Source organism: Ruegeria sp. AB10 (assembly GCF_056542745.1).
This window is the reverse complement of the sequence record NZ_JBQGAI010000005.1, coordinates 154,546-173,573: the sequence shown is the minus strand read 5'-3', so window position 1 is coordinate 173,573 and position 19,028 is coordinate 154,546. Positions and strand designations below refer to the sequence as shown.

Sequence of the window (19,028 nt, the reverse complement as noted above, 5' to 3'; positions counted from 1 at the left end):
GGCGTCCTATAAGCGCGGCCATGCATGACCCGACGGCCATCATTATTCGAATTATATCCCCGGCGCTCTGACCCTCTGAGACGCCGGGCAAAGGTGTTTGAGACTTCGCACCGACCGCTTCGATCCATACGACGACCAGATCATCCAAAGGACGCCCCCAATGTGCGCCGACACGATCCAGACACCTGATTACAAAGACACGCTGAACCTGCCCAAAACCGAGTTCCCCATGCGCGCCGGCCTGCCCAAGCGCGAACCCGCATGGCTGGAGCGTTGGGAGACCATCGGCGTCTATGACCGCCTGCGCGAAAAAGAGGGCCGCGCGCCCTTTACCCTGCACGACGGCCCCCCCTATGCGAACGGCCACCTGCATATCGGCCACGCGCTGAACAAGACCATCAAGGACATGATCGTGCGGTCGCATCAGATGATGGGATTCGACGCACGCTATGTGCCCGGTTGGGACTGTCACGGCCTGCCGATCGAATGGAAGATCGAGGAGCAATACCGCAAGAAGGGCAAGAACAAGGACGAGGTGAACGTCGTCGACTTCCGTCAGGAATGCCGCAAGTTTGCCGAGGGCTGGATCGACATCCAGCGTGAAGAGTTCAAGCGTCTGGGCATCACCGGCAACTGGGCCGATCCCTACATCACCATGGACTATCACGCCGAGGCGGTGATCGCCGACGAATTCATGAAGTTCCTGATGAACGGCACGCTCTATCAGGGCTCGAAACCCGTGATGTGGTCGCCCATCGAAAAAACCGCTCTGGCCGAGGCCGAGGTCGAGTATCACGACAAAGAAAGCTTCACCATCTGGGTGAAGTTCAAGGTCGTGAATGCGGGCGATTTGGATGACGCGTTTGTGGTGATCTGGACGACCACCCCTTGGACGATGCCGTCGAACAAGGCGGTCGTTTTTGGCAAGGACATCTCCTACGGCTTGTACGAAGTCACTGGCGCGCCCGACGAATGCTGGGCCAATGTTGGCGACAAGTTCCTGCTGGCCGACAATCTGGCCGCCGACGTGCTGGGCCGCGCCCGCTTGAACGACGATCAGTGGACCCGCGTCCGTGATGTGTCCACGGATGAGCTTGCAGGCGTGCAACTAACCCACCCGCTGGCCGGGGCCGAGGGCGCCAATGGCGAATGGGACGACATCCGCGACTTCCGCGCCGCCGAGTTCGTGACCGATACCGAGGGCACCGGCTTTGTTCACTGTGCGCCCTCACACGGTATGGAAGAATTCGAGCTGTACCGCGATCTGGGCATGTTGGAGCAGGTCATCACCTACAACGTGATGGACGATGGCTCGTTCCGCGCCGATCTGCCGTTCTTTGGTGGCAAGTACATCCTGTCCCGCAAGGGCGGTGAGGGTGATGCAAACAAGGCGGTCATCGACAAGCTGGTCGAGGTTGGCGGCTTGTTGGCGCGTGGAAAGATTAAGCACAGCTATCCGCATTCGTGGCGCTCGAAGGCGCCGATCATCTATCGCAACACGCCGCAATGGTTTGCCTCGGTCGACCGCAAGCTGAATGACGGGATGGGTGAGATGGGGGATACCATCCGCGAACGTGCCCTGCGCTCGATCGATGAACTGGTGAAATGGACCCCGCAGACCGGTCGCAATCGTCTGTATTCCATGATCGAGGCGCGTCCGGATTGGGTTCTGTCGCGCCAGCGCGCCTGGGGCGTGCCGCTGACCTGCTTCACCAAGAAGGGGGCTCTGCCCACCGACGCCGATTACCTGCTGCGCAACGAAGACCTGAACGCCCGCATCAAGGCGGCGTTCGAGAAGGACGGAGCGGATATCTGGTACACTGACGGGTTCAAAGAGCAGGTTCTGGACGGCATCGCCAACCCCGAGGACTACGATCAGGTGTTTGACGTGCTGGACGTGTGGTTCGACTCCGGTTCGACCCACGCCTTCGTTCTGCGTGACCGTGAGGACGGCACCGAAGACGGTATCGCCGATGTCTATATGGAGGGCACCGACCAGCACCGCGGTTGGTTCCATTCGTCGATGCTGCAGGCCTGCGGCACCAAGGGCCGTGCGCCGTACCGCAACGTGGTGACCCATGGCTTTACGCTGGATGCCAAGGGCAACAAAATGTCCAAGTCGCTAGGCAACACCATCGTGCCGGAAGAGGTCGTCAAGCAATACGGCGCCGATATCCTGCGCCTGTGGGTGGCTCAGACCGACTACACCGCCGACCAGCGGATCGGGCCGGAGATTCTGAAAGGCACCGCCGACAGCTATCGCCGTTTGCGCAACACCATGCGGTTTATGCTGGGATCATTGGCCGATTTCACCGAGGCCGACCGTGTCGCGCCCGAAGAGATGCCGCGTCTGGAACGCTGGGTTCTCAGCCGTCTGGCCGATCTGGATGAGCAGGTCCGCAAGGGTTATGCCGCGTTCGACTTCCAGGGCGTGTTCAGTGCCGTGTTCACCTTTGCCACGGTCGATCTGTCGTCCTTCTATTTCGACGTTCGCAAAGATGCGCTCTATTGCGACGGCGACAGCCTGCGCCGCCGCGCGGCCCGAACCGTGCTGGATATCCTGTTCCACCGCCTGACCACCTGGCTGGCACCGGTTCTGGTGTTCACCATGGAAGAGGTCTGGCTGGAGCGGTTCCCGGGCGACGACAGCTCGGTCCATCTGGTGGATTTCCCGGACACGCCTGCCGACTGGCGCAACGAGGTGATGGAAACCTACATGGCCAAAGTGCGCCGCGTGCGCCGCGCCGTGACCGCCGCGTTGGAGGTTCAGCGTCAGGACAAGGTGATCGGTTCCAGCCTTGAGGCCGCGCCGATCGTGCATGTCGAGGATCAGGAAACCCGCGATCTGCTGGCGACCTTCGACGTGGATGACATGTGCATCACCTCCGGTTTGACGGTCACCGGCGATCCGGCCCCGGCCGAGGCCTTCCGGGTACCGGAAATCGAAGGCGTCGCGGTGGTGTTCGAAAAGGCCGAGGGCGAAAAGTGCCAGCGTTGCTGGAAAATCCTGCCCGATGTGGGCCGCCACGCCCACGAAGGTGTCTGCGGACGCTGCGACGAAGCACTGAGCTAAGATCAACCCCCGGCCCAACCGCCGGGGGTTTTTCGTTGCGTAGGGAGCGGCGATCTGAAACGTTGCCCTCATGCCGATGATCGCCGTTGAAACCCAGTTTGGCCGCCTTGGTGTCGAAGAAACCGCCGGAGCCATCACGCGTCTTGTGTGGAATGGCCGGGACGAAGGGCCTGAGACGCCTCTGCTGCAAGAGGCCGCCGCGCAATTGACAGCTTATGATCAGGGTCGCCTGGATCGATTTGACCTGCCGTATCACGTTTCCGGGTCCGCGTTTCAACAACAGGTCTGTGATCTGATGTATGCCATTCCCTTGGGTGAAACCCGCACCTATGGGGATATCGCCAAAGAGCTTGGGCAACCCGCTCAGCCCGTGGGCCAAGCCTGCGGCGCCAACCCGATTCCGGTCATCATCCCCTGTCACCGGGTGCTGGCGGCCAACGGTCTGGGCGGTTTTTCCGGGGACGGCGGGATCGAGACCAAGGTTGCCCTGCTGCGCCATGAACGGGCGGCGGGTCTGCTGATCTGAGGCGCGGAATTCTATTGCAATCCGGTTGCTTGAAGCCCAACTTGTATCAGACAGAGAATTCAAAGGACCGCATTGCATGACCGCCCAAACAGACCCGGCCGCCCGCAAGAAGGCCATCATTGACCGACTGATGTCGCTGGAGGAGCAGGAACTGGCAACTGCCCAGGCGCATTACGACGCCTTCCTGAAGGATTCCCAGCTGGATGACCGTGAAGGGCATGACAAGGATGACATCGCCGCCTCGCGCGAGAACGCGGATCTGGCGGCGGCCTTTGATGCGCCGGTCCACGCCCATCACGCCAAGATCGACGTGATCGAAAACACCGATTTCGGTTTGACCGACACGGTGCAGCCCGGTGCGGTGGTCAAGTTCAACAATCGTCGCTTTGTGGTCTGCGTCTCGACCACGCGGTTTGATGTGGACGGCAAGACCTATATGGGGATCTCAACCCAAAGCCCGATCTATCTGGCCATGGTCGGCCTGCAAGAGGGTGACATCTTCACCCATAACGGCACCGAGTTCGAGGTTCAGGAAGTCCTGTAATCCGCGCTTTTGCGCTGCGGTATGATCTGCTGCGCAATTCCCGCCGACACCAGATAGAGGCTGGTGATCACCAGACCCCAATGCGCCCAGCTTTCGGGGTGGAAATCGACCCAAGCGGCCCACCCGGCAAAGAAAGTCCAGGCAAAGGCTATGGGCAGCGATACGGCGCGCCAGCGCTCGGTTCGGACGGGGTGGATGAATTTCAGCGGCAGGAACATCGCCAGAGACAGCAGCGACACCAGCAGCAGGATGATCCAGAAATTGGGCTCCAGAGCGAAAATCACGATCACGAACATGTTCCAGCAGCCGGGGAAACCGGAAAAAGAGTTATCCTTTGTTTTCATGCGCGTATCGGCAAAATACATCGCACTTGCAAAGGTGATGACAATGATCGCGAACCAGCCGGTCCAGCCGTCCATAAGCCCGGATTTGAACAATGCAAAAGCCGGGATGAACACATAGGTCAGATAGTCGATGATCAGATCCAGCAGCACGCCATCAAACTCGGGCGCGTTTTTCTTGACGTGGTAGTGCCGGGCCAGAGGGCCGTCGATACCATCCACGATGAACGAGACCACCAGCCACAGATACATCAGGCTCCATTTTTCTTCGACGGCGGCCAGCATGGCCAGCATTGCGAAAACGGCGCCGGTGGCGGTGAACAGATGGACGAAAAGCGCTTTGAATCTGAGGGTCATGCTGGTGTCATGACCGATGCGTTCGCCAGATGCAAACCAAAAGCCGGGTTAATGGGATTGCCCGCCGTCGCGATGCGAAGACATCACGCTTTGGGGTGGGTGCGGTTGTAGATTTCCATCAACCGCGCCGTATCGACCGCCGTATAGGTTTGAGTGGTCGAGAGCGATGCGTGGCCCAACAACTCCTGAATAGCGCGCAGGTCGCCCCCGGCGGACAGAAGATGGGTGGCAAAGCTGTGTCGCAAAGCGTGCGGCGTGGCCGTCGCGGGCAGGCCGAGTTGCATCCGTGCCTTGGCCATCACCTCCTGAATGGCCCGCGGGTTCAGCGGGCCGCCGCGTACGCCGCGGAACAGGGCCTTGTCGTTGTCTTGCGGGTGCGGGCACAGCTGCAGATAACGATCCACGGCCGCGCGGGCGACGGGCAGGACGGGAACGATCCGCTCTTTGTTGCCTTTGCCGACGATTCGCAGGGTTTCGGGCAGGGGGGCGTCGGCACCGGTCAGGGACAGGGCCTCGGAAATGCGCAGCCCGCAGCCGTAAAGCAGTGTGACCACGGCCACATCACGGGCCGAGACCCAATCGTTGGTCGATTGCAGCTCGACCGTTTCGATCATGGCGCGAGCGGCGTCTTCGGCCAGCGGGCGGGGCAGTTTCTTGGTGAACTTGGGCGCGCGGGTGGACAAAACGGCTGTGGGTTCGAACCCCTCACGCTCGGAAAGCCAGCGGTAGAAGCTTTTGACCGCCGAGAGTTTGCGCGCCAGCGACCGCGCGCCCACGCCCGAGGCGCGCTGATCCGCCATCCACGCGCGCATGTCGGATACGGTGATCCGGGCCAGCGCTGCCAGTCCCTGACGTTCGCTGTGATGCAGGGTCATGAAAGACAGGAAATCGGTGACATCCCCGCCATAGGCGGTTTTCGTGTTCTCGGACCGTCCGGCCAATGCCCCCAAACTGTCCAGCCAATGCTGTAGCGCATCGCGGCAGGCTGGGGAGATCAGGCTCACGACAGCCAGTGGCGCATCGAGCGTTCGAACACGCCAGCGAAGAAGGACAGCAGGTCAGTGCCCAGTTGCGGGGTGAAGTGGTTGGCGTCCTTGGCCCCCATGACGATCATGCCGGGCAGGCGGCCTTCACCCAAATTCAGCCTCAGACATGCTTCCGAGCGGAACTGGTTGGCCTTGGCGCCGAAAATTCGGGGGTTGGCCTGTGCAATCGGGCGCAGGACAACTTGCCGGGCCGGACCGCCGCGATCCTGACGGAGGTAGGCATCGACAGCCCCCGGTTCTACCACGGTCAGCACTCCACCCAGCTTTTCGATGGCAGGGTCTTCCTGCCGGACTGTGGTTTCCAGCACCAGGGTTATGTGGTCTACCCGCAGGATATCGGCAATTTCATCACCGAGCGTGCGCAGAAAATCCTCGAATTCCACGGGCTCCAGCAGACGGAGAATGGCACGATGCACCTGATTGGTGCCGGCAAGGTTTTCATAGGCCGCAGCGATCACTGAACGATGCGTGTCCTCGAGCCGGTCCAGCCGCGCCTCGAGCCGTTGCATGGCGATGCCGCGCAAGTCTATGACATTGTCGCCGCGCGCCTGTTCGTTGGCGGCTACCAGCGCCTGCATCAGATCCTTGTCGTCCAGCACAGCGTCCGGTTCGGCCAGAATCGCGGCGCGGAGATTATCCTTGAGTTTGGTGTTGCTGCTCATGTCCCGTCCGGTCTTTTTTTGTTGAGCGGCTTATAACACGAGACACGGGAATTGCCTTGGGAAAAATGCAGGCAAAAGTGGATTTCATGTGGGGGTGTGTCGGAATAGCTTCCGCCTGCAACATCCTGATCCAAGATCAGGTTTTGCAGTTGGGCCGGGCGCGGCGCTTGATGGCGCCGCGCGGTCGTGCACAGTATCAGAGGATTTTCTGACCGGTCTTGGCCCAGTCGGCCAGGAAGGTTTCAAGGCCTTTGTCGGTCAGGGGGTGATCGGCCAGTTTCTTGATCACGGCGGGCGGTGCGGTGATCACGTCGGCACCGATGCGGGCGCTGTCAGTCACGTGGTTCACGGTACGGATCGAGGCGGCCAGGATTTCGGTTTCGAACCCGTAATTGTCATAGACCTGACGGATATCGGCGATCAGGTCCATGCCGTCGAGGTTGATGTCGTCCAAACGACCGATAAAGGGCGAGATGAACGTGGCCCCCGCTTTCGCGGCCAGAATCGCCTGATTGGTCGAGAAGCACAGGGTCACGTTGACCATCTGGCCCTCGTCGCTGAGGGTTTTGCAGGTTTTCAGGCCTGCCCATGTCAGCGGAACCTTCACGGCGATGTTCGGGGCAATCTTGGCCAGCTTGCGGCCTTCGGCGATCATGTCGTCGGCTTCGGTTGCGACGACTTCGGCGGATACGGGACCGTCGACCAGATCACAGATTTCCTTGGTGACTTCCAGAATGTCACGGCCCGATTTCAGGATCAGCGAGGGGTTGGTGGTGACGCCGTCCACCATGCCCAGATCGTTCAGTTCGGCGATGGCGTCGATCTCGGCTGTGTCTACGAAGAATTTCATGAGGGCAGTCCTTTGATGGGTTGGCCTTGGTTGCGGATGCCTTTACCTCAAAGAGACCCATGCTGAAACCCCCGACCCAAGGATATGCGGTGAGCATTCAGGAGTATTTCGACCAAGGCGCGCTGGTGGCCGTGCTGACCACCCAGCCGTTGGACCGGACGCTGGACTACAAGGCGCCCGAAGGTGGGTGTTTTTTGGGCGCGTTTGTCGAGGTGCCGTTGGGGCCGCGCAAGGTTCTGGGCGTGGTCTGGGGGCCGGGGCAAGGCGGTTTTGATCTGGCCAAGGTGCGGTCGGTGATCCGGGTGCTTGAGGTCGCGCCGATGCGCGAGGAGATGCGGCTGTTTCTGGGTCGTGTCGCCGATTACACGCTGACGCCGATGCCTGCGATGCTGCGGCTGGCGACCCGCGCGCCGGGGCTGGGGGACCCGCCGTCGATGCGCAAGATTTACCGCCTTGGCGATGATCAGCCGGATCGGATGACCGACGCGCGGACCCGTGTGCTGGAGGTTCTGCGTGAATATGGCGGGTTGGCGTTTACGCTAAAAGAACTGGCCGAGCAGGCGGGCGTGACGTCCTCGGTGGTCAAAGGGCTGGTGAAACAGGGCGCGGTGCGGGAAGAGGACAGCCCGCGCGATCTGCCCTATCCGCATCTGGACCCGGATTTGCCGGGAAAGGACCTGACCGACGATCAGGCCGCTGCGGTAATCCGGCTGCAGGCCGGGCAGCGGACGGGCGACTATGGCACGACGCTGCTGAAAGGGGTGACGGGCTCGGGCAAGACCGAGGTTTATCTTGAGGCGGTGGCCGAAGCCCTGCGTATGGGACGGCAGGCGCTGGTCTTGCTGCCCGAGATCGCGCTGACGGCAGAATTCCTGACGCGGGTCGAGGCGCGGTTTGGTGCGCGCCCGGCTGAATGGCATTCGGGCGCGACCATGACCGAGCGCCGCCGGGTATGGCGGATGGTCGGGCAGGGCGACGCGCAGCTGGTCGTGGGCGCGCGGTCCGCGTTGTTCCTTCCGTTCCGCAATCTGGGGCTGGTGGTGGTCGATGAGGAACATGACACCTCATACAAACAGGAAGACGGGGTGCACTATAGCGCGCGGGACATGGCGGTGCTGCGCTCTGCCATCTGCGGCGCGCGGGTGGTTCTGGCCAGTGCCACGCCCTCGCTGGAAAGCTGGGCCAATGCCGAGGCGGGCAAGTACGAACGGCTCGACCTTACCTCGCGCTTTGGCGCTGCGGTTCTGCCAGAGATGAAGCCCATCGACATGCGGGCCGAGCAGATGCAGCCGGGGACGTGGATTTCCCCGTCGCTGCGGCAGGCGGTGCGGCAGCGGATCGAGCGGGGCGAACAGTCGCTGCTGTTCATCAACCGCCGCGGCTATGCGCCGGTGACGCTGTGCAGGGCCTGTGGCGAGCAGATCGCTTGCGATCATTGCGATGCGCGGATGGTTGAGCATCGGTTCCTAAAACGCCTGATGTGCCACCAATGCGGTGAGACCAAGCCGATGCCCGACACCTGCCCGTCCTGCGGGGTCGAAGGGAAACTGGCTCCGGTCGGGCCAGGGATCGAACGGCTGGCGGAAGAGGCCGAGGCAACTTTCCCCGAGGCCAGGATCGCGATGCTCAGTTCTGATCTGTTTGGTTCTGCCCGTGCCTTGAAGGCCAAGATCGAAGAGATTGCCGAGGGCGATGCGGATATTGTCATCGGCACGCAACTGGTTGCCAAGGGACACAATTTTCCCAAGCTGACCTTGGTAGGGGTGATCGACGCCGATCTCAGCCTGCATGGGGCCGATTTGCGCGCCGCCGAACGGACGTTCCAATTGATGCGTCAGGTCGCAGGCCGGGCGGGCCGGGCGGACAAGCCAGGGCAGGCGCTGTTGCAAACCTTTCAGCCGGAACATCCGGTGATCCGGGCCATTCTGTCAGGCGATGAAGAGGGGTTCTGGAAGGCAGAGGCCGCTGGGCGGCAGGCCGCCGGAGTACCGCCTTATGGGCGCATGGCGGGAATCGTGCTGTCGGGGCCAGAGGTCGGGCCGGTTTTTGATATCGGCAATGCAATGGCCCGAAACGATGCACCGCTGCGCGATATCGGCGCGCAGGTCTTTGGCCCGGCCCCAGCGCCGATAGCCCGTATCCGGGGGCGGCACCGCGTACGCTTGCTGGTCAAAGCCCCCAAAGGCGCGCCCATACAGGATGCCATCTCCCGATGGATTGCTCCGCTGCGCCTGAAAGGGGATATCCGCCTGACCGTCGATATCGACCCGCAGAACTTTTACTGACCCTGCGCCAGCGCAGAGCCAGTGTGCGCCGCGTCCTTGGCCCTCGCCAAACCGCGAAAATGGGCGTAGAGGGAGTCCCATGCTGACACCCATGCCGCTTTCCGAGGCGCAGAGCCTGCCGTTCTGGCGCCGCCCAATCACGCTCTTGTTCGTGATGGCGCTGACCATGCCCATCGCCTTCAATGCATGGAGCGCGCTGCTCAACAACTTCGTCATCGAGGTTGCCAATTTCGACGGGGCGGATATCGGGTTGCTGCATACAGTGCGCGAAATTCCGGGCTTTCTGGCGGTTGGCGTAATCGCGGTGATTATCTTCGTCCGAGAACAGGTGCTGGCGATGATCTCGCTGATGATGTTGGGCGTGGCTACGGCGGTGACCGCGTGGTTCCCAAGCCTGGGCGGGCTGCTGTTCGTGACGCTGTTCAGCTCGATCGGCTTTCACTATTATGAAACGGTGAACCAGTCTCTGCAATTGCAATGGCTGCCCAAGGACCGCGCGCCGCAGGTGCTGGGCTGGCTGGTGGCTATGGGCTCGGCGGCCACGGCGGTGGTCTATGGCCTGATTGTGCTGACCTGGGACCGGCTCGATCTGTCCTACAACTTCGTGTTCATGGCTGCGGGTGGGGTAACCGCCCTGCTGGCGCTGTTCTGTCTGCTGGCCTATCCGCAATTCAATGCGCCCACGCCCCAGACCAAAAAGCTGATCCTGCGCAAACGGTACTGGCTGTACTATGCACTACAATTCATGGCTGGCGCACGGCGGCAGATTTTCGTTGTCTTTGCAGGCTTCATGATGGTCGAGAAATTCGGCTTTGAAGTGCACGAGCTGACCAGCCTCTATCTGATCAACCTTGTGATCAACATGGCCGCAGCCCCCATGCTGGGCAAAGCGGTGTCGATGTTTGGTGAGCGGCGCACGCTGATTTTCGAATACACGGGGCTGGCCATCGTCTTTGCCGCATATGGCGGCATCTATTGGTTCGGCTGGGGTGTGCTGCTGGCGGCGATCCTTTATGTGATCGACCACGTGCTGTTTGCTCTGGCGCTGGCGTTGAAGACCTATTTTCAGAAGATCGCCGACCCGGCGGATATCGCGCCGACGGCTGCGGTGGCCTTTACCATCAACCACATTGCAGCCGTGTTCCTGCCTGCGCTGCTGGGGCTGCTTTGGGTCGTGTCGCCCGGTGCGGTCTTTGGACTCGCGGCCGCTATGGCGCTGGTCTCGCTGGCCCTGTCGCTGCTGATCCCGCGCCATCCCGAGCCCGGCAATGAAACCATCCTGTCGAAATACGCCCCGGCCCTCGCCGAATAGGCGCAAATGCTTGACCTTGGCGGGCCCACGCCCTAGGCGCTGTCTCAACTGAGACAGGAGGCCCTCATGCCCACATTCACCGCGCTTACCACTCTGACCGGCAAGAAAGCTGCCGAAGGTCTGGGCGAAGCGATGGAGCGACTGGATCCGGAGCCCACCGGCGTTGGCGTGTTCGAGGTCGAGGACGGCTCGGGCCTGTGGGAGGTCGGCGGCTATTTCACCGAAGCGCCTGACGAAACCGCTCTGGCTGTTCTGGCCGCCGCGTTCGAGGCAAAACCCTTTGTGGTCTCGGAACTGCCCGAAACCGACTGGGTCGCCCATGTGCGCCGTGAACTGGCCCCGGTCGAGGCCGGCCGCTTCTTTGTCTATGGCAGCCATGATGCCGACAAGCTGCCCGAGGGGCGCATCCCCCTGCTGATCGAGGCCGCAATGGCCTTTGGCACCGGTCACCACGGCACCACGCTGGGCTGTCTCAAGGCGCTGGATCACCTTCTGAACGACGGGTTTGCAGCGACCAAAGTGGCCGATATCGGCTGCGGCACCGCGGTTCTGGCGATGGCAGCGGCGCGGGTTTGGGACGGCGATATCATCGCCAGTGACATCGATCAGGTCGCGGTGGATGTGGCCGAAGCCAATCTAAAGGCCAATGGCATGTCGGGGCAGGTGGATTGCGTCGAGGCCGCCGGTTTCGACCACCCCGACCTGCAGTCGCACGCCCCCTACGATCTGATTTTTGCCAATATTCTCAAAGGCCCGCTGGTCGCCTTGTCCCCCGAAATTGCGGCGAATCTGCGGGGTGGTGGATATGCGATCCTGTCTGGAATCCTCAATGAACAGGCCGATGACGTGGTCTCGGTTTATTTACAAAACGGGTTCAATCTGACCAAAAGAGATGAAATTGGTGAATGGACTACGCTAATTTTGTGCAAAAAAGGCCTAAATTAGACCATTTTCAGGAGTTCCGTAGATTCTTGCCTCTTTTTTGTCGCAATCTGTAACTACCGTCATAACGTGGTTACGGGGGCGGTTTTTGGAGGCTGCCATGACGGGAAAACAACTGGAATTCGATCAGCGCGTTCATCGCCTGAACAAGAAACACGCCAAGCTAAGCCGGGGCTATCGCGCCACGATGCGTAAGGATGGCCTTGTGGTCATGAGGCCGCAGCGGGTCAAATCTGCGCTTCCGGTCAAGGCACTTGTGGGGTGTTTTCTGGGCCTGTTCGCGTTCAAGGTCTTTTTGCTGACAAGCCTGGGGGCTTCGGCCTATCAGTATCGCGTCGACAGTCTGGCGCAGGGTACATCCGTTGAGAAAGCCGGCGCATGGGTCATGCAGGTCGACCCGGTGTCCGAGTATCTGGCGGCCCAGATCAGCGGCTTCCTTCACTGAACCGATCAGCTTTGACGAAAAACGCCGCACATCATGAGATGCGCGGCGTTCTTTGTGTGCCCCAGAGGGGAGTGGGGCGAGTGAGTGGTGGTTGTCTCTTAGCGACGACCTTCTGCCACGACGTCAATATCACCGCGGCACATACCGATATCTTCCAGTTCGCGATCTGTCAGACCGCTCAGCACGTTGCGTGTCACGCGGGCGTCGTTCCATTCGACAACGGCGTTCACGACCGATGCGAAAGTTTCGCCGATACGGCCGACGAGGCCGAACGAGCCAGTGGTGGTGCGAGTGGTGTCCAGTGCAGCCATATCCTGTTTCCTTCTGGTTAGTGTTTAACTTTTGATCATCCGATGTACGCGGCATCTAGTTCCGTCGATCTGGTCGCGCAAGTGCGGAATTTGCATGTGTCCTATGCGTTTTTTGCAAGGGTACTGAATCCTTAAAAACCTTTAATTTATAGGCCATTAGGCGGTCAGAAAGCGTGTCGAATTCGGACTTTCCGCAGTCGCAAACAGGCCGTTTTGTCGCCTCTGAGACAGGCGTGTCGTTTTCAGACGCGGGGTCAATTCGCTTGGAAAATGTTCACGCTTCGTGCTAATCCGAAAGAAAGATCACAAAAACCCGAGCAGGCTGAGGCAAAAAATGCGAATTCTGGGCATTGATCCGGGGCTCAGGACCCTGGGATGGGGCGTCATCGAATCGCATGGCAGCCGCCTGAGTCATGTTGCGAATGGTTTATGCAAATCCGACGGGGACGATCTGGGCGAACGGTTGCTGTCGCTGCATAATCAGATCGTCGAGGTCATTGCCGAACACCAACCCGATCAGGCCGCCATCGAACAGACCTTCGTCAACAAGGATGGCGCAGGTACGCTGAAGCTGGGCCAAGCCCGCGGCGTGGCGTTGCTGACGCTGGCGCAGGCTGGGCTGCCGGTGGGGGAATACGCGCCCAACCGGGTCAAGAAAACCGTCGTGGGTGTTGGCCACGCCGAGAAAGAGCAGGTTCTGCACATGGTCAAACTGCAACTGCCGGGCTGTCAGCCCAAAGGCGCGGATGCGGCGGATGCTCTGGCGATTGCCATCTGCCACTCGTATTACGGCACAGCACCGCATGCGCGGATGAAAGAGGTACGGGCATGATTGGCAAACTGACAGGACGGCTGGATTATCGCGCGGCAGACCACGTGCTGATCGACGTGCGCGGGGTTGGGTACATCGTCTATTGCTCGGACCGCACCATGGCGGCTTTGCCGGGTGTGGGAGAGGCGGTCTCGATCTATACCGACATGGTCGTGCGTGAAGACCTGATGCAGCTCTATGGGTTCCTGTCGCTGGTCGAGAAGGAATGGCATCGCCTTTTGTGCTCGGTTCAGGGTGTCGGAGCCAAGGTCTCGCTGGCCATTCTGTCGGCCTTGGGGCCGGATGGCGTCAGCCGGGCGATTGCGCTGGGCGACTGGGGTGCGGTCAAGGCGGCCAAGGGCGTCGGGCCGAAAACGGCGCAACGGATCGTGCTGGACCTCAAGGACAAGGCGCCGGGCGTGATGGCGATGGGCGGAACCGTGACCGAGGCAATGGACGGGCCCGCATTGGAGGTCGTCGAGCCCGTTGAGCCCGCACCGGCCCCCACGCGCGCGGCGAAGCCGGTTTCGGGATCTGCAGCCGCCTCGGCAGGCGCGTTGTCGGCCCTGTCCAATCTGGGTTATGGACCATCTGACGCCGCCTCTGCCGTGGCCGAAGCGGCGGCCAGCCTGCCGGATGCCGGTGAGGCGGACCTGATCCGCGCGGCGCTGAAATTGCTTGCACCGAAAGGGTGATTGAATGGTAGATGCCGATCCCACGCTGCGCCCGGACCCTCTGCCGGAAGACAACGACCGTGCGCTGCGCCCGCAGGGGCTGGACGAATTCATCGGTCAGGCCGAGGCGCGCGCCAACCTGCGCGTGTTCATCCAATCCGCCCGCCAGCGGGGCGAGGCGATGGATCACACGCTGTTCCATGGACCTCCGGGGCTGGGGAAGACCACGCTGGCGCAGATCACGGCGCGTGAGCTGGGGGTGAATTTCCGCATGACCTCGGGGCCGGTGCTGGCCAAGGCGGGTGACCTGGCGGCGATCCTGACCAATCTGGAATCGCGGGATGTATTGTTCATCGACGAGATTCACCGCCTGAATCCGGCGGTGGAAGAGGTGCTGTACCCGGCGATGGAGGATTTTGAACTGGATCTGGTGATCGGCGAAGGGCCCGCCGCGCGCACGGTTCGGATTGAGCTGCAGCCCTTTACCCTGGTCGGAGCAACCACGCGGATGGGTCTGTTGACGACGCCATTGCGCGACCGGTTCGGTATTCCAACACGGCTGCAGTTCTACACGGTCGATGAGTTGCATGAGATCGTCACCCGCAACGCTCGCAAGCTGGGCGCGCCGGCCGATGACGACGGCGCGCGTGAGATCGCCCGCCGCTCGCGTGGGACGCCGCGGATCGCCGGGCGGTTGCTGCGGCGTGTGGTGGATTTCGCCATTGTCGAAGGCGATGGGCGGATTACCCGCGAACTGGCAGACGGAGCTTTGACCCGGCTGGGTGTCGATAACCTGGGTTTGGATGGCGCGGACCGGCGATATCTGAAGCTGATTGCCGAGAACTACGCAGGTGGGCCGGTGGGGATTGAGACCTTGTCCGCGGCCCTGTCGGAAAGCCGGGATTCGCTGGAAGAAGTGATTGAGCCGTATCTGTTGCAACAGGGTCTGATCCAGCGCACGCCGCGCGGTCGAATGCTGGCCCAAAAGGCATGGACGCATTTGGGGATGGCCGCACCCAGAGGGCAAAGCGATCTGTTTGGTTGAAGCCGGGTCAAAGAGATTTTATGCCTTCGGCGAGAGTATTTTCGAAAAGATGAAGGATTGGGCGTGACCCCCGAAGACATCCAGACGTTGTTCACCCGCGAAAGTGGCGAGTTTCTGTTTGCCCGCTGGGGGCGGCCCATCGTGCCCATCGTCTTTGGTGTTCAGGATGAAACGCTGGCCACCGTCAAGGGGGCGTTCGAGGCCGTGGTGGCGCTGGCCGGGCACAAGATGGCCGAGACCGACCCGGAGCTTGGTGCCAATTGCATGATCTTTTTCTTCCGCGACTGGCAGGAGTTGCTGGAGGTTCCCGATCTGGATCGGTTGATCCCTGATCTTGCGCCTCTGGTTGAGCGGTTGGTTTCGGCAGACGCCAACCAGTATCGCATCTTCCGGTTCGAGAAAGATGGCGCGATCCGTGCCGCCTTTGTCTTTCTGCGGATGGACAAAGAGATGTCCAAGGTGCCTGCCGAGACATTGGCGCTCAGCCAGGTTGTGCAGACCATTTTGCTGTGGTCGGATACCGCCTTTCGGTCCCAGTCTCCTCTGGCGGTGGCCGGAGATACAACAGTCCTGCGCCCCGACATCGCCGAGCTGATCCGGGCGGCCTATGATCCGGTCCTGCCGGGGGCGGCACAGGACGCGTCTCATGTTTTGCGGCTGTTTGCACGGATGCAGTCACCGCAATAAGGGTCAGGAGGGCGGTTTGCCCCGAGTATGAAACGCTCTGATCAGGGCGTTCCCTGATTCGAAGTAGGCGTCGTCCCCAACCAGATCCGTGATCCCGTAGCGATCAAGCTCTTTGCGGACATTGGGTTCGACCAGCAGAAAAACCAGTTTGATGTTTTTGGACTTGAGCAGGTCGTGAATGCTGCGAAGCGTGTAGCCCGCAGTAAAGTCGATATCGTCCACAGCAGACGCTTCGATACAAAACCAGCGCAGCGGCGGTTCGGATTGGTTGACGATGGCCGTGACTTCATCCGACAAGCGTTGGGTGTTGGCGTAGTACAGGCTGTGGGAAAAACGATAGATCACAAGGCCCGGATCAAACTGGTTTGGGGCAGTGATGGGTTTCGACCGCCAGCCGCCATCATCGCTTTTGACGATCACCGCATTCTTGGGCCGGTAGCCCCGGCGCGTGTGATCGATCAGCGACAGGACCATTGCAAAGATAATCCCTTGCTCGACCCCTACCAGAACCACCACGGCGGCGGTGGCGATTGCAATCCAGAACTCGGACCGAGCCTGCCGGTATATGGCGGCGAGGCCTTTGAGGTCGATCAGCTTGACGCCGATCAGAAACACCACGGCCGATAGGGCAGCGTTCGGCAGAAACGCAAGCGGGCCGGTCAGAAACAGGATCACAACAAGGACAATTGCAACTGTCGTCAGTTGCGCGATCTGGCTGCGGCCACCTGCGCTGGCCACCATCTCGGTCTTGGTGGGGCTGCCGTTGACCACGAAGGTTCCGGTAAAGGCCGCGCCCAGATTGGCCAGCCCGAGGCCAACAAGATCGGTGTTTTCGCTGAACTTGTCATCGTAGCGTGCAGCGTAGGCGCGCGAGGTGGCCGCGCTTTGGGCGAGGATCACCACAAAGATGGACAACGCCGTGGGCAGCAATTGCTTGAACAGAGACCAACTCCAATCCACGTCCGGGATCGACAGGGCGGGCAAACCGCCGGGAACCGTGCCCAGAACGCCAATGCCGGATGCACTGAACTGAAACGCCCAACTGCACAGAATGACGCCCAGTATGGCGAATAGCGGACCTGGAAGTTTGGGCGACAGCCGTTTGCACCCGATGACAACCGCCAGCACTGCAGTGGATACGGCGACCGTTGGCCAATGTGTTTGAGCGTAGTGCTGTGCGACATCCCCGAGCTTGGCGAGGGTGCCGTGACCTCCGCCTTTGATCCCCAGCATTCCGGGGATTTCGCCGCTGGCCACCTGTATGCCCACGCCTGTCAGAAATCCGACCAGTACCGTGCGTGACAGGAAATCCGCCAGAAACCCCAGGCCGACAAGACGGGCCGCAATCAACAGCGCCGCTGCCATCAGCGCCAGCAGTGACGCCAGTGCCAAGTACTCGGACGAGCCCGAGACCGCCATACCTGCCAGCGCCGATGCGGTGATTGCTGCTGTGGCGGAATCCGCCCCCACTACCAAATGCCGCGATGATCCGAACAGGGCAAACAAAGCCATCGGAATCAGGATGGTATACAGCCCAGTCACGACCGGAGTGCCAGCGATCTTGGTGTAGCCCATGACCTCGGGGATCGCGAGGCAGGCGAATGTCAGCCCGGCCAGAACCTCGGTCGGCAGGGCAGAGCGGTGGATCGGCAGGATGCCCTGCAGGATGGGAAGCGGAAATCGGCCCTCTTTTCCGTGGGGTCCTGCCATTCAATCACCTGTTACGTTCACATCCCGATTTTGTCAGATTAGTCGGCAAAGGGCGGGAATTCGATACCGAGGACCGTGTAAGCCGAAATTTGTAGTCCCGCAGGGATTGCACGACCGTTGATGCGCGTGCATCTGTTGGGGGAGGCTCGCCCCGAGTCCGACGATTATTGCTGATTGAATGACCGGATGTGTGACCATGGCCGAAGACACCCAAGCGCAACACACGCATATCTACCGCGTCCGGGTTTATTATGAAGATACCGACATGGGCGGTGTGGTCTATCACGCGAATTACCTGAAATATATCGAGCGCGCCCGGTCGGACTATGTGCGTCGTCTGGGCAACGACCAGAATGCCATGCGCGACGACGGCGTCGTCTGGGTCATTCGGCGGATCGAGGCGGACTATCTGGCGACGGCGAAGTTCGACGATGAACTGACAATCGAGACCCTCTTCCTGTCCCGCTCGGGCGTGCGGCTGACAATGGGGCAATTGATAAAGCGGGGCGAGACCGAGATATTTCGTGCCACCGTCACTGCGGTTTGCATGAACGCGCAGGGTAAACCGGTGCGGCTTCCGGCAGAGATTCGCGCATTGTTGTAACAAATTGCGGCGCGGGGGTGGTTCTGTTGGCTTTTCAGGACCATCTGGGTTAGCGTTTGACAAAACAAGGCCAAACCAACGGCCATCAGGCAAAAAAGAGCAGGTTCATGGAAGCTGAAACGCTGGCGCTGGCGCAGGAGATCGATTTCTCCATGTGGGGGCTGTATGCCCGCGCGACATTTATCGTCAAACTGGTGATGTTGATGCTGGTTGGCGCATCGATCTGGTCCTGGGCGATCATCATTCAGAAACTGATCAATTATCGCGGTGCCCGTCGTGAGGCACAGGGGTTTGACGAAAGCTTCTGGTCCGGGAACCCTCTGGATGAGCTGTTCGAACAGATCGGCACTCAGCCCGATGGCAGTTCGGAAAAAATCTTTGCTGCCGGGATGATCGAATGGCGCCGGTCGCACCGCACCGATGGCGGGCTGATCGCCGGGGCTACGGCGCGGATCGACCGCTCAATGGACGTGGCGATCGCGAAAGAGGCCGAGGGGCTGCAAAAGGGCCTGTCCATTCTGGCAACTGTCGGCTCGACCGCGCCGTTTATCGGCCTGTTCGGCACCGTTTGGGGCATCATGAACGCGTTCATCGAGATTGCCGAACAGCAGAATACCAACCTCGCTGTTGTGGCCCCCGGTATTGCCGAGGCGCTGCTGGCCACAGGTCTGGGCCTGCTGGCAGCAATCCCGGCGGTGATTTTCTACAACAAACTCAGCGCGGATAGCGACCGGATCGTAAATGGTTACGAGGCGTTTGCGGACGAGTTCGCCACCATCCTGTCGCGCCAGTTGGACAGCTGA

Annotated in this window: 19 protein-coding genes; 13 read left to right on the top strand and 6 right to left on the bottom strand. The window is 60.8% G+C overall.

Features of this window, described 5'->3' with window-relative positions; all coding sequences use genetic code 11:
- Positions 1 to 160: 160 nt before the first annotated feature.
- The 3 genes from ileS to ACR0NT_RS12225 all read left to right on the top strand — a co-directional run bounded on the left by ileS (position 161) and on the right by ACR0NT_RS12225 (position 4,143).
- Positions 161 to 3,073 carry an isoleucine--tRNA ligase gene (gene ileS, locus ACR0NT_RS12235; protein WP_170672306.1) on the top strand — a complete coding sequence of 971 codons (2,913 nt, stop codon included), beginning with the start codon at positions 161 to 163 and terminating at the stop codon, positions 3,071 to 3,073.
- Between the two features lie 70 nt (positions 3,074 to 3,143).
- Positions 3,144 to 3,599 carry a methylated-DNA--[protein]-cysteine S-methyltransferase gene (locus ACR0NT_RS12230; protein ID WP_170672304.1) on the top strand — a complete coding sequence of 152 codons (456 nt, stop codon included), beginning with the start codon at positions 3,144 to 3,146 and terminating at the stop codon, positions 3,597 to 3,599.
- Positions 3,600 to 3,675: 76 nt separating this feature from the next.
- Entirely contained in the window at positions 3,676 to 4,143 is a 468-nt protein-coding gene (locus tag ACR0NT_RS12225; RefSeq protein WP_170672302.1) for a hypothetical protein, read from the top strand.
- Here the strand turns inward: ACR0NT_RS12225 and ACR0NT_RS12220 are convergent.
- The 4 genes from ACR0NT_RS12220 to fsa all read right to left on the bottom strand — a co-directional run bounded on the left by ACR0NT_RS12220 (position 4,128) and on the right by fsa (position 7,399).
- Positions 4,128 to 4,841, bottom strand: a complete 714-nt coding sequence (locus tag ACR0NT_RS12220; RefSeq protein WP_170672300.1) for a CDP-alcohol phosphatidyltransferase family protein — start codon at positions 4,839 to 4,841, stop codon at positions 4,128 to 4,130. The genes ACR0NT_RS12225 and ACR0NT_RS12220 overlap by 16 nt on opposite strands.
- An 83-nt stretch (positions 4,842 to 4,924) precedes the next feature.
- Positions 4,925 to 5,845, bottom strand: coding sequence for a tyrosine recombinase XerC (locus ACR0NT_RS12215; RefSeq protein WP_170672298.1), 921 nt, complete (start codon positions 5,843 to 5,845; stop codon positions 4,925 to 4,927).
- Entirely contained in the window at positions 5,842 to 6,549 is a 708-nt protein-coding gene (locus ACR0NT_RS12210; protein WP_170445455.1) for a DUF484 family protein, read from the bottom strand. The genes ACR0NT_RS12215 and ACR0NT_RS12210 overlap by 4 nt, the downstream gene beginning before the upstream one ends.
- Before the next feature lie 196 nt (positions 6,550 to 6,745).
- The gene (gene fsa, locus ACR0NT_RS12205; protein ID WP_152457215.1) at positions 6,746 to 7,399 is read right to left on the bottom strand and encodes a fructose-6-phosphate aldolase; all 654 of its coding nucleotides are present in this window, start codon (positions 7,397 to 7,399) and stop codon (positions 6,746 to 6,748) included.
- 59 nt (positions 7,400 to 7,458) lie between these two features.
- Between fsa and ACR0NT_RS12200 the strand changes: the two genes are divergently transcribed.
- From ACR0NT_RS12200 to ACR0NT_RS12185, 4 genes are all read left to right on the top strand, one after another.
- The gene (locus ACR0NT_RS12200; protein ID WP_480443137.1) at positions 7,459 to 9,684 is read left to right on the top strand and encodes a primosomal protein N'; all 2,226 of its coding nucleotides are present in this window, start codon (positions 7,459 to 7,461) and stop codon (positions 9,682 to 9,684) included.
- Positions 9,685 to 9,763: 79 nt separating this feature from the next.
- Positions 9,764 to 10,996 carry an MFS transporter gene (locus ACR0NT_RS12195; RefSeq protein ID WP_170445449.1) on the top strand — a complete coding sequence of 411 codons (1,233 nt, stop codon included), beginning with the start codon at positions 9,764 to 9,766 and terminating at the stop codon, positions 10,994 to 10,996.
- A gap of 66 nt (positions 10,997 to 11,062) precedes the next feature.
- Positions 11,063 to 11,941 (top strand): 50S ribosomal protein L11 methyltransferase, encoded by an 879-nt coding sequence (locus ACR0NT_RS12190; protein ID WP_170445446.1) that lies wholly within the window; start codon positions 11,063 to 11,065, stop codon positions 11,939 to 11,941.
- A 97-nt stretch (positions 11,942 to 12,038) separates the two neighbouring features.
- Positions 12,039 to 12,383, top strand: a complete 345-nt coding sequence (locus ACR0NT_RS12185; protein ID WP_170445444.1) for a hypothetical protein — start codon at positions 12,039 to 12,041, stop codon at positions 12,381 to 12,383.
- Positions 12,384 to 12,481: 98 nt separating this feature from the next.
- Here ACR0NT_RS12185 and ACR0NT_RS12180 read toward each other — a convergent pair whose 3' ends face one another.
- Positions 12,482 to 12,694, bottom strand: a complete 213-nt coding sequence (locus tag ACR0NT_RS12180) for a DUF1127 domain-containing protein (RefSeq protein ID WP_170445439.1) — start codon at positions 12,692 to 12,694, stop codon at positions 12,482 to 12,484.
- A gap of 334 nt (positions 12,695 to 13,028) precedes the next feature.
- On the opposite strand from ACR0NT_RS12180, the gene ruvC reads away from it, so the two are divergent.
- From ruvC to ACR0NT_RS12160, 4 genes are all read left to right on the top strand, one after another.
- Positions 13,029 to 13,526 (top strand): crossover junction endodeoxyribonuclease RuvC, encoded by a 498-nt coding sequence (ruvC, locus tag ACR0NT_RS12175; RefSeq protein WP_170445436.1) that lies wholly within the window; start codon positions 13,029 to 13,031, stop codon positions 13,524 to 13,526.
- A complete protein-coding gene (ruvA, locus tag ACR0NT_RS12170) occupies positions 13,523 to 14,200 on the top strand; it encodes a Holliday junction branch migration protein RuvA (RefSeq protein ID WP_170445433.1) in 678 nt (225 codons plus the stop codon). The genes ruvC and ruvA overlap by 4 nt, the downstream gene beginning before the upstream one ends.
- A 4-nt stretch (positions 14,201 to 14,204) precedes the next feature.
- Positions 14,205 to 15,224: a Holliday junction branch migration DNA helicase RuvB gene (ruvB, locus tag ACR0NT_RS12165; protein WP_170445430.1), complete on the top strand. Its 1,020-nt coding sequence runs from the start codon at positions 14,205 to 14,207 to the stop codon at positions 15,222 to 15,224.
- Between the two features lie 63 nt (positions 15,225 to 15,287).
- The gene (locus ACR0NT_RS12160) at positions 15,288 to 15,911 is read left to right on the top strand and encodes a hypothetical protein (RefSeq protein ID WP_170672296.1); all 624 of its coding nucleotides are present in this window, start codon (positions 15,288 to 15,290) and stop codon (positions 15,909 to 15,911) included.
- A gap of 3 nt (positions 15,912 to 15,914) precedes the next feature.
- Here ACR0NT_RS12160 and ACR0NT_RS12155 read toward each other — a convergent pair whose 3' ends face one another.
- Positions 15,915 to 17,621 carry a SulP family inorganic anion transporter gene (locus ACR0NT_RS12155; RefSeq protein WP_170672295.1) on the bottom strand — a complete coding sequence of 569 codons (1,707 nt, stop codon included), beginning with the start codon at positions 17,619 to 17,621 and terminating at the stop codon, positions 15,915 to 15,917.
- Positions 17,622 to 17,817: 196 nt separating this feature from the next.
- Between ACR0NT_RS12155 and ybgC the strand changes: the two genes are divergently transcribed.
- Positions 17,818 to 18,225, top strand: a complete 408-nt coding sequence (gene ybgC / locus ACR0NT_RS12150; protein WP_170672293.1) for a tol-pal system-associated acyl-CoA thioesterase — start codon at positions 17,818 to 17,820, stop codon at positions 18,223 to 18,225.
- Between the two features lie 107 nt (positions 18,226 to 18,332).
- Complete coding sequence (gene tolQ, locus ACR0NT_RS12145; RefSeq protein WP_170445419.1) at positions 18,333 to 19,028, top strand: protein TolQ; 696 nt, start codon at positions 18,333 to 18,335, stop codon at positions 19,026 to 19,028.